The organism is Bacillus hominis (genome assembly GCF_018332515.1).
Taxonomy (GTDB): domain Bacteria; phylum Bacillota; class Bacilli; order Bacillales; family Bacillaceae_G; genus Bacillus_A; species Bacillus_A hominis.
In genome coordinates, this window is sequence record NZ_BOQD01000429.1 from 1 (window position 1) to 2,879 (window position 2,879).

2 protein-coding genes are annotated in these 2,879 nt (G+C 34.7%); one reads left to right on the plus strand and one right to left on the minus strand.

All coding sequences use genetic code 11. The features are described from left to right. Positions 1-288 precede the first annotated feature (288 nt). The gene (gene pruA / locus KI356_RS26055) at positions 289-1,836 is read left to right on the plus strand and encodes an L-glutamate gamma-semialdehyde dehydrogenase (RefSeq protein WP_002010035.1); all 1,548 of its coding nucleotides are present in this window, start codon (positions 289-291) and stop codon (positions 1,834-1,836) included. Positions 1,837-2,148: 312 nt separating this feature from the next. Here pruA and KI356_RS26060 read toward each other — a convergent pair whose 3' ends face one another. Next, entirely contained in the window at positions 2,149-2,718 is a 570-nt protein-coding gene (locus KI356_RS26060) for a cysteine hydrolase family protein (RefSeq protein ID WP_128282734.1), read from the minus strand. Between the last annotated feature and the right edge of the window lie 161 nt (positions 2,719-2,879).

Here is a 2,879-nt window from a genome sequence, read left to right on the forward strand (position 1 = left end):
CAATGATTTTAGGTTCTTATTTTGGATCGAAGTTTGCGGTTCAAAAAGGTGTTGGATATGTAAGGACTTTATTTTTATTAGTTACTATTTTATTAATCGGGAAAAATGTTTTGGAATATACTCATATTTTGTAGATTCATACGTATGTATGAATCTCTTTTTTTTTATTATATTTTAAAAATTTATTAATTTTTAAAATATAAGTCTAGGAATATTTGAATAAATCTAAATTATCGTGTAGAATAATGTTGTAAAATGTAAACGTTTTTCTAAGGGGAGGCTAAAAAAATGGTAGTAGCATACAAACATGAGCCATTTACAGATTTTTCAGTAGAGGCTAACAAATTAGCGTTTGAAGAGGGTTTAAAGAAAGTAGAATCTTATCTTGGACAAGACTATCCATTAATTATCGGGGGAGAAAAAATCACTACAGAAGACAAAATTGTTTCTGTAAACCCTGCAAATAAAGAGGAACTTGTTGGTCGCGTTTCAAAAGCAAGCCGTGAATTAGCTGAAAAAGCAATGCAAGTAGCGGATGCAACATTCCAAACTTGGAGAAAGTCAAAACCAGAAATGCGTGCAGACATTTTATTCCGTGCTGCAGCAATCGTTCGTCGTAGAAAACATGAGTTCTCTGCTATTCTTGTAAAAGAAGCAGGTAAACCATGGAATGAGGCAGATGCTGATACAGCAGAAGCAATCGATTTTATGGAATATTATGCTCGTCAAATGTTGAAATTAAAAGACGGTATTCCAGTAGAAAGCCGTCCAATTGAATATAATCGTTTCTCTTACATTCCATTAGGAGTAGGTGTTATCATTTCTCCTTGGAACTTCCCATTCGCAATTATGGCAGGTATGACAACAGCTGCTTTAGTTTCTGGTAACACAGTATTACTAAAACCAGCTAGTACAACTCCTGTAGTAGCAGCGAAATTTATGGAAGTATTAGAAGAAGCTGGTTTACCAGCTGGCGTAGTAAACTTCGTTCCAGGTAATGGTTCTGAAGTTGGTGACTACTTAGTAGATCACCCTCGTACACGTTTCGTTAGCTTCACTGGATCTCGCGATGTAGGTATTCGTATTTACGAGCGTGCAGCAAAAGTAAACCCAGGACAAATTTGGTTAAAACGTGTTATCGCTGAAATGGGCGGTAAAGATACAATCGTTGTTGATAAAGAGGCAGATCTTGAATTAGCAGCTAAATCTATCGTTGCATCAGCATTCGGATTCTCAGGACAAAAATGTTCTGCATGTTCTCGTGCAGTAATCCATGAAGATGTATACGATCATGTATTAAATCGTGCTGTTGAATTAACAAAAGAATTAACAGTAGGTAACCCAGATGCAAAAGATATCAACATGGGACCTGTTAATGACCAAGCTGCATTCGATAAAGTAATGAGCTATGTTGCAATTGGTAAAGAAGAAGGTAAAATCGTATCAGGTGGCGAAGGAGACGATTCTAAAGGCTGGTTCATCCAACCAACAATCGTTGCTGACGTTGCAGAAGATGCTCGTTTAATGAAAGAAGAAATCTTCGGACCAGTAGTAGCATTCTGTAAAGCAAAAGACTTTGATCATGCACTTGCAATTGCAAACAATACAGAATACGGTTTAACAGGAGCAGTTGTTACTAACAACCGTGACCATATTGAAAAAGCGCGTGAAGACTTCCACGTAGGTAACTTATACTTCAACCGTGGATGTACTGGTGCAATCGTAGGTTACCAACCATTCGGTGGCTTTAACATGTCTGGTACAGACTCTAAAGCTGGTGGCCCTGATTACTTAGCACTTCACATGCAAGCAAAAACTACTTCTGAAACTTTATAAGAAATAGTAGAAGAGATCTTCACAGTCTGTGAAGATCTCTTCTTTTTGAGAAACTCTCTATAATAGAAGCTAGTTAATTTGAACTGAAAAAAATTACTAAATATTACCGTTTATTCTTTGGAACTAGCTAAACCCTATTAATATCGGGATAAACATGAAAATAGAAACAAAACAACGAGAAAAATTGACTTATTAGTCATATTTTTTAGTATTCATTTTGAGGATTTCCTGTATAATACAATTTGAAAGAAAATCTATGGTTTGACAAGAGAACACTCCTTTCGGTTTTGCTCACTGAAAGGAGTGTTTTTTTTAGGTCGCTAAAAACTCTCCTGTACTCATTACATTTGCATACACTCCATTTAAACTCGCCAAAATTGTATTGTGAATATAAACAGCTGGTATAGTAGCATTCTTAAATGAAAGATCCTTTGTAGCACAAGCATCATGTATAACGGTACAATGAAAGCCAAAATCAAAAGCAGCCCTTACTGTAGCATCAATGCACATGTGGGTCATCATCCCACATATTATAACGTGTTCAATTTCTAAATTTTGTAGTTGGGCTAGAAGGTCAGTTTCTCGGAAGCTATTTGGATAGTGTTTCAGTATAACAGTTTCGTCTTTAAGTGGACGGACATTTTCGTGAATATGGACACCTTCTGTATTTGGTTGGAAAAAAGTAGCGTTATCTTTTATAGCTACATGTTGGATATGAAAAATAGGTTCGTTTTTAATTCTAAAATGTTGTAGTAGCTGACTAGCATATTCACTTGCTTCTACTGGATTACGTAATTCCATCTTTCCATTTGGAAAATAATCATTTTGGATATCAACGAGTAAAAGGGCTGTTTTCATACACTTATCTTCCTCCAATTTCATATTCAAATAATGTTATTCAATTCGTAGAGAAGATTCTCCTTTTCAAATAAAAAATCACTATTTTATTATGGATTTTTATTTGAAAATTTTAATAAAGAAATAATTAATATTTTTTAGAAAAATATGTTGACTCTTACTATTCTGAGTTCTATAATGAGAAT